The organism is Edaphobacter sp., assembly GCF_035763405.1.
GTDB lineage: Bacteria > Acidobacteriota > Terriglobia > Terriglobales > Acidobacteriaceae > Edaphobacter.
Genome location: NZ_DASUBE010000031.1, coordinates 41478 through 48593 on the forward strand (window position 1 = coordinate 41478; position 7116 = coordinate 48593).

10 protein-coding genes and 1 tRNA gene are annotated in these 7116 nt (G+C 55.4%); 7 read left to right on the plus strand and 4 right to left on the minus strand.

What is annotated here, in order from left to right; all coding sequences use genetic code 11:
• Nucleotides 1-171 precede the first annotated feature (171 nt).
• The 3 genes from VFU66_RS03050 to VFU66_RS03060 form a co-directional block, all read right to left on the minus strand.
• The gene (locus VFU66_RS03050) at nucleotides 172-1440 is read right to left on the minus strand and encodes an IscS subfamily cysteine desulfurase (RefSeq protein ID WP_326444759.1); all 1269 of its coding nucleotides are present in this window, start codon (nucleotides 1438-1440) and stop codon (nucleotides 172-174) included.
• 34 nt (nucleotides 1441-1474) lie between these two features.
• Nucleotides 1475-1939, minus strand: coding sequence for an RrF2 family transcriptional regulator (locus VFU66_RS03055; RefSeq protein ID WP_326444760.1), 465 nt, complete (start codon nucleotides 1937-1939; stop codon nucleotides 1475-1477).
• A gap of 374 nt (nucleotides 1940-2313) precedes the next feature.
• Entirely contained in the window at nucleotides 2314-2886 is a 573-nt protein-coding gene (locus tag VFU66_RS03060) for a CDP-alcohol phosphatidyltransferase family protein (RefSeq protein ID WP_326444761.1), read from the minus strand.
• Between the two features lie 83 nt (nucleotides 2887-2969).
• Here VFU66_RS03060 and VFU66_RS03065 point away from each other — a divergent pair.
• Nucleotides 2970-3046 (plus strand) — tRNA-Val (locus VFU66_RS03065).
• 96 nt (nucleotides 3047-3142) lie between these two features.
• Here VFU66_RS03065 and VFU66_RS03070 read toward each other — a convergent pair.
• On the minus strand, nucleotides 3143-3727 hold the full coding sequence (locus VFU66_RS03070; protein ID WP_326444762.1) for a tyrosine-type recombinase/integrase: 585 nt from the start codon (nucleotides 3725-3727) through the stop codon (nucleotides 3143-3145).
• Between the two features lie 389 nt (nucleotides 3728-4116).
• Here VFU66_RS03070 and VFU66_RS03075 point away from each other — a divergent pair, with 389 nt between their 5' ends.
• The 6 genes from VFU66_RS03075 to VFU66_RS03095 all read left to right on the plus strand — a co-directional run.
• A complete protein-coding gene (locus VFU66_RS03075; RefSeq protein WP_326444763.1) occupies nucleotides 4117-4239 on the plus strand; it encodes a transposase in 123 nt (40 codons plus the stop codon).
• 42 nt (nucleotides 4240-4281) lie between these two features.
• Nucleotides 4282-4440 carry a hypothetical protein gene (locus VFU66_RS03080; RefSeq protein WP_326444764.1) on the plus strand — a complete coding sequence of 53 codons (159 nt, stop codon included), beginning with the start codon at nucleotides 4282-4284 and terminating at the stop codon, nucleotides 4438-4440.
• An 82-nt stretch (nucleotides 4441-4522) separates the two neighbouring features.
• On the plus strand, nucleotides 4523-4765 hold the full coding sequence (locus tag VFU66_RS15735) for an IS3 family transposase (RefSeq protein WP_414649367.1): 243 nt from the start codon (nucleotides 4523-4525) through the stop codon (nucleotides 4763-4765).
• Nucleotides 4766-4984: a hypothetical protein gene (locus VFU66_RS03085; protein WP_326444765.1), complete on the plus strand. Its 219-nt coding sequence runs from the start codon at nucleotides 4766-4768 to the stop codon at nucleotides 4982-4984.
• A gap of 361 nt (nucleotides 4985-5345) precedes the next feature.
• Complete coding sequence (locus tag VFU66_RS03090) at nucleotides 5346-6092, plus strand: hypothetical protein (RefSeq protein ID WP_326444766.1); 747 nt, start codon at nucleotides 5346-5348, stop codon at nucleotides 6090-6092.
• A gap of 26 nt (nucleotides 6093-6118) precedes the next feature.
• Nucleotides 6119-7116, plus strand: a 998-nt coding sequence (locus VFU66_RS03095; RefSeq protein WP_326444767.1) for a hypothetical protein, incomplete at its 3' end; no start/stop codon positions are given.

The following is a 7116-nucleotide window of genomic DNA, read 5'->3' on the forward strand; positions in this document are numbered from 1 at the left end:
CGTCTGAAGGGTGTAACCCGAACAAAACGCATTGCTACAACGATTGCAACCAGGAAAGCCATAAACACAGCCACTTGCGCCGTTCTCGGGAGAGCATCGAATGCCTCGCCCGTGCGAAGCATCCGGAGATTGACTGCATCGTTGATGCGATGCCAACCAGCCCTCTCGCATTTAGTGCGCCGCCCACTCAATCTTCGAGAGGTCGATCCCTTCCTTGACCATCTCGTACAGCGGCGAAAGCTCACGCAGCTTCTGCACCACGTCGATAATCTTGTCCGAGACGTAATCCACTTCGGCCTTGGTATTGAATCGGCCAAGCCCAAAGCGGATCGAGCTGTGGGCTACATCGTCGCCCAGTCCCAGAGCCTTCAGCACATAGCTCGGCTCAAGCGTGGCAGATGTGCAGGCCGAACCCGATGAGACCGCGATGTCGTTGATGCCCATCAGCAGGCTCTCGCCTTCGACGTAGATGAAGCTCATGTTGAGGTTGCCGGGCAGATGGTGCTCCATGTTGCCATTCACCTTCACATAATCGAGCGCCTTCTCCATCTTGTTGCGCAGATAGTCGCGCAACTCCTGCTCGCGCTTCGCTTCGGCCTCCATTTCCTTGCCGGCAATCTCGCAGGCTGCGCCGAGTCCAACGATGCCCGGTACGTTCAGCGTGCCCGAACGCATTCCGCGCTCGTGGCCGCCACCGTTGATCTGCTCGGAGATCTGCACGCGCGGATTACGGCGACGCACATAGAGCGCGCCCACACCCTTTGGCCCGTAGATCTTGTGACCACTGAGCGAGAGCACGTCGATGTTGTCTTTCAGGACATCGACCGGCACCTTGCCCACGGCCTGCACAGCGTCGGTGTGGAAGATGACTCCCTTCTCGTGACACAGTGCGCCAATCTCGCGAATAGGCTGGAGCACGCCAATCTCGTTGTTCGCGTACATGATGGAAACGAGGATGGTCTTGTCGTCAATGGCGCGCTTCAGGTCTTCGAGGTCGATCAATCCATCGGCCTGCACGGGCAGGTAGGTGACGCGGCAGCCCTGCTTTTCGAGCTTCTTGCAGGTGTCGAGCACGGCCTTGTGCTCCGTGACCTGGGTGATGATGTGGTTGCCGCGCTCACGGTACATCTCGGCAATGCCTTTGAGGGCGAGGTTGTTCGACTCCGTCGCGCCAGAGGTGAAGATGATCTCTTTGGAGGTTGCACCGATCAGTTTTGCAATCTGTTCGCGCGCTTTTTCGACGGCCTTTTCGGCCTCCCAGCCGTAGCTGTGGTTGCGGCTGGCCGCGTTGCCGAAGGTTGTGGTGAGGTAGGGCATCATGGCCTCGAGTACGCGCGGGTCGAGCGGCGTCGTCGCATGGTTGTCCATGTAGATGGGAAGATGCACACCCGCCGGCACCGGCTTTGAAGACTCTGTAACCACTACTCCGTTATTGCTCATATCGCTGCTCATCCTTATCTAGTTTCCAGATTTCCTAAATCGCAATGCTCACTAAACCGCCGCCTACGGGCGCGCCCGAGCCGACATGCTCTGCGTCTGCTTCAACCAGGTCGGCAATGTAGATCCCGCTGAGCAGGTCCTTGATGCTGTCGTTCACCTTGCGCAACGGCTCTTTGATGGTGCAGGTGCTTGTAAGGTCGCAGGCACCGTGAATCGTAATGCAACTTGTAATAAACAGCGGCCCGTCGATTGCCCGGATCACCTCGAACGCCGAAATCTCCTTTGCGGGTCGGGCCAGCGCATATCCGCCATTCGTTCCGGCGTGCGAGACCAGTAGCCCGGCCTTGGCTAGAGTTTGCAGGATCTTGGCCAGCAACTGCGGAGGGATGTGGTATGCCTCGGCGATGTCCTTGGCGCTATGGGCGCTGCCGCCCTTCTGCTCTGCCAGATACTTCAGAGCCATCAGGCCGTAGTCCGCTTTCTTGGTAAGACGCAGCATCTTTAACTTTAACCGCTCCCATACCCAAATACCGACAAATCCAGTCCTAGATAGTTTACGTCCTCACGAACGCCGTTTGCAAACTTCGTTTGATGGTGTCAATTCCACCCAGACTGGGTCCAATCTGCCTGCAAAATCCGCTTAGAACGCTGTTGACAAGCCCCGGCGAGACGGGCAAAATCCATAGAATCTATCGCCCACCCCCATGACCGCCGCTTGCAAACACCCCATCGTCAAGATTGTCGCCCGCGAGGAAGATATCGAGTTCGTAGAATGTCAGACGTGCGGAGAAGTGTTTGATTCGGCAGAGTTTAGCGACATTGCCATTGAGGAGAAAGAAGACCTCGAAGATACTCCGAAAGACTAGACGCCAGCTAAGCCGCGCTCTGCTCTGGTGCATTCATGCGCCGGAAGACGATCCAGGCATATTGAGCGGCCGATAATGGTGCCAGCACGGCAATCGCCCGCACCAGCCCAACGCGCACGATGGTGAGATGTGCCGAGGCGGATATCTTCTCGCAAAATACGGCGATCAGGGCAATAATCTGGGCCAGCGTGTTGAGCTTTCCGAACAGGCTGGGACGAAAGTCGCGCAGCGTTCCGGTGGCAAACAAGAGAGTCGCAATCAGCAGAATGCCCAGATCGCGGCTGAAGACAAGTACGGTCACATACCGGGGCATCAGCCCAACATGTGTGAGCACGACAAATAAAGTGCTGAGCAAGAGTTTGTCGGCAATCGGATCGAGATATTGACCTAACGTGGTTCGCTGCTTCAGTGTTCTCGCCAGCAGTCCATCGAGCGCATCGCTGATACCGGCCAGCAGAAATAGCGCGAATGCGGCATCGTAGCGCCCGTCCAGAATCTCAATGACTAGAAAAGGGATGATGAACAGCCGCATCAGCGTCAGCAAATTGGGGGCGGCGCGAAATTGATTCAAAAGAAGCATGTTGCGGGATCAATTCATCTTAACCTAAGTTCATCCCCGTGTTGCCTCTAGTATCACATCCGATTTAGACTGAAAGAACACGCAGGCGCGTAGCTCAGTTGGTTAGAGCGCTACCTTGACACGGTAGAGGTCAGCGGTTCGAATCCGCTCGTGCCTACCATATTTTCAATTACATACACCCTTCCAAGTTGCGAAAAGGGCGCAAAACGGTCACAGAATGGGCACAAAACTACCACAAGATGTTGTGGCCGCCTGCTCATAACGCGACCGCCTCCGGGCGTTGCCGCCCAAACAGCATATCCACGACTTTGCTCTGTGCTTCCCGCTTCTTCTCCATCCGGGGATGCGTGTAGATCTCCATCGTGGTCGAGAGCTTGGCATGCCGCATCAGCTCTTGCACTACCTTCACATCGTTGCCGTGCTCTGTCAGCATCGTGCTGTAGGTGTGTCGGAATGTATGCCAGCCGATCAGTTTCATAATCCGCGCCCTCCGGGCAGCAGGCCGCAACACCTTCTGCAGGGAAGCGTTGGACCAGATCGGTATCTTTCCAAAGAGGAGCTCGCTGGCGAAGACCCAGTCCACATCGGAGGCATACATCCTTTCCTCAGCCAGCAGCGCCTGCTCCACAGTCCGGACTGCGTCGGCGTAGAACACCTTTCCCTCTTTCGTGAGCGACATCCCTTCGTTTGTCCCGATGAACAGACGCTGACCCAATAGACCTTCCGCTGTGCGGACACGTTTGTGGACCGCCGACGCGCTGAGGGACAACTCCTCCCCCGCTAGCGCATACGTTCTTCGCTCCACCAGAGCGATGACCGCCACCAGGACGTCGATCGTCAACGACGGAATCCTCATGGGAAATCATGGGACTTCTTGTTCCTGTCGCAAAGCTCACTGCGGATGAGCGTCTGCATTCTCATGCAGAACATAATCCAGGAAGACTATCCCGTGATGGATTGCTGTGCCGCTGGTCGGTGTTCCGGCCATACGGGGTCAGCGAAACGCCGGGTATACGGGCAGATGTCGATCGCGGTGAGTAGCTTCCTCTATCGGGCGAGACGCTCGAACCAGCAATTGCAAGACCGCTTGGTGGGATTGGCCAGGAGAAGCGGAGAAGCTGCGGTATGGTTCCCGCAAATTGCAGGTGCTGATGGAGAGTGACTGATCGGCCTCGGAATTCCTGAACCAGTTGAAATGTTAGTCTTCGGCCCAATTGAGGAGGGCTGGAGATGAAGAAGAAGCGACTCAGTGTGGAGCAGATCGTTGGAGTGTTGAAACAGGCACAGGTAGGAGTTCTAGTGGCGGAGGTGATCCGGAAAGCTGGGATCAGCGAGCAGACGTTCTACCGCTGAAAGTCGAAGTACGCCGGCCTTGAGGTCGACCAGGTCCAGCAGATGGCACAGATGCAGGAGGAGAACCATCGGCTGAAGCGACTGGTTGCTGACCTGACGCTGGACAAGACGATGTTGCAGGATGTGCTGTCAAAAAATGGTGAAGCCTTCGGGGCGTGGGCCGATGGTAGAGCATCTGGAGCGGATGTACTGCGTGGGTGAGCGGCGTGCCTGTCGCGTGCTGCGAGTCCCACGAGCGACCTACCGGTACCGGAGCTGCCTCGATCCACGAACGGAGCTACGGATGCGTATCCGGGAGATCGCGCAGTCGAGAGTGCGCTACGGATACCGTAAGATCCGCGTTCTGTTGAACCGCGAAGGCTGGGATGTTGGCAAGCACCTGGTGTACCGGCTGTACTGCGAAGAGGGCCTTTGCCTTCAGCGCATGCGTCCAGCGGGTAAGCGCAAATCAGCACGGCCTCGCGCCGAGAAGTTAAAGCCTGTAGGACCTGATGACACATGGAGCATGGACTTCGTTGCTGACTAGTTGCAAGACGGCACGAAGTTCCGTTCGTTGACGATCGTCGATGTCTACACCAGAGAGGCTGTGGCCATCGAGGTTGGCCAGAGTCTGAAGGGAGACGACGTGGTGCGGACGCTGAATCGCGTCAAGCTGGAGCGTAATGTACCGAAGGTGCTGTTCTGTGACTACGGGCCAGAGTTCAGAAGGCATAACAATCGCGCAAAACACACCGTGACGTCATAGTCCGTGCCAGGGCCTACCTAATAAGCCTCGTTGAGGGTGAGAGGAAGGTTTGACTTCGACGACAACGCGACGACTCTTCGCAGAGTTTTGCCAGTTTGCAAGAAGATTCACGCTGTAATAGGACGAAAATCACTTGACAAAACGAGAAGACTACGCCTATGTTTCTGCGCATTATTGGTTTAGCTAAAAACTTTGATTGAACTGAATTTCTACTCTTGACTTCCCAGGTCCTAAATCCGATAAGGGCCGAGCCATGTCACGATGCGTCCATAGAATTCAGTCTGCTTCCAATCGCTATTCTGCTTCAGTCACCGTCGATTCCCCAACAATCAGATTCGCTCCGAGTCCCGGAAAGCCGCGAATGGTGGAAGCCACCCTGCGCTTGATCTATTCCTGCCTCGCTGTCGCTTTGCTGGCGTCCATTGCCTACTGCCAGACGACTGCTGTCCAGCAGATGCGCAGCGCATTTTCTTCTTCTCCCGTGACCAGAGTCACTTTGTCGGGAGATGCGAATTGGTATGCCGGCAGCCTCAAGGATTCAGGTACCGTCACCTTGACCGCGGCATCGGACGGCTCAGCCCAGATGCAGCTGAACTTGGGAACGACGGGCGAGCGCATCGAATCACAACTGGCGATTGGGCCCGGGATGAAATGTCAATGGTCTGGCCCTGACGGGAAAGTTCATCAGCAGGACTATTTCGTCTGCCTGAAGCCTCTCACTTGGTTTATGCCCTCCCTCGGACTTCAGTCGGCGTCGATGCCAACGTCAATCACCTTCGCTGATCTTGGGACAGAGAGCACCCCTGAAGGCAGCTTCCGACATGTACGGGCACAGTTTGCTTCTGCGGCCTTTACCGGCGATGCAAACACCGTTGGCCAGTTGACCGCAACTGTCATGGATATTGATCTTGATCCCGCCTCTTCGCTGCCAGTAAGGCTGCGTTATAGTGTGCGACCCGACAGTGGAGCCGATGTCAAGATTCCGATTGTCGTGAAGTTCTCGGACTACCGGAATATCAACGGTACCGAGATCCCATATCGCATCGAGAGATATGTGAACGGCACTCTCCAGCTGCAGATCACCCTTCAGTCCTCACATATCGAATAACGAACTAAGCAATTGAGGAGAACACCGTGCGCGTTGACCTTCGTTGTTGCCTCTTCCTGGCCCTTTCATTTGCTCTTGTGATTCCACGAGGCTCCAGTCAAACTGGCACCGGGCCCTATCCATTCAGCACCTTCGACAATCGAGGATTCGATTCCATCAATCTGGGAAATCTAAATGTTCACCTGGACATCCCGGTCTTTCATAAGGCGGGAAGAGGATTGCCGTTCACCTACGACCTTACTTACGACGGACTGGTCTGGCAACCATACTCCGTTTCAGGCGGGTCAACCTGGACTCCCGTACAAAACTTCGGATGGACGGCACAAACGGTAATCCAAACGGGCTATGTCTCCTACGATAAGACAACGTATCAATGTAGCTCAGGCGCGTTCTATACCATATTTGACAACTTCGTTTATCACGACACTTGGGGCGTCAGCCATGCATTTACAGGGCAACTGGAGTACGACAAACATGATTGCGACCTCGGGAATTTGCCGTCGTTTACTTCTGGCACAGGAGATGGCTCTGGATTGACCTTAACTGCAACAGAAAGCGTCGGTGTTGTAAACCGTACAATCATTACTACCCGAAATGGGACGTCTGTAAACGCCCCGAGGTCTTCAACAGACGGATCGACGATTACTGACACGAATGGAAACGAGATATCGGTGAGTTCCTCCGGCGTTTACACCGATACACTGGGAGTCGCTGCCCTCACAGTTGCCGGAACACCTCCAACGAATGTGACCTTGACCTATCCCAACGTATCCGGAGGCACCGCGTCGTACACAATCAAGTATTCCAGCTACAACATCCAGACCAACTTCGGATGCAGTGGCATTGGGGAATATTCTGCATCCGGTGCATCGCTGATTAGCGAAATTGACCGTGCCGACGGCACTAAATACTCGTTTACCTATGAGCCGACACCGAACGGGAGCGGCACAGTCACGGGACGTTTGGCGTCGATCACTCTACCAACGGGCGGCACTATTAGCTACGCATACAGCGGCGGCTGTAA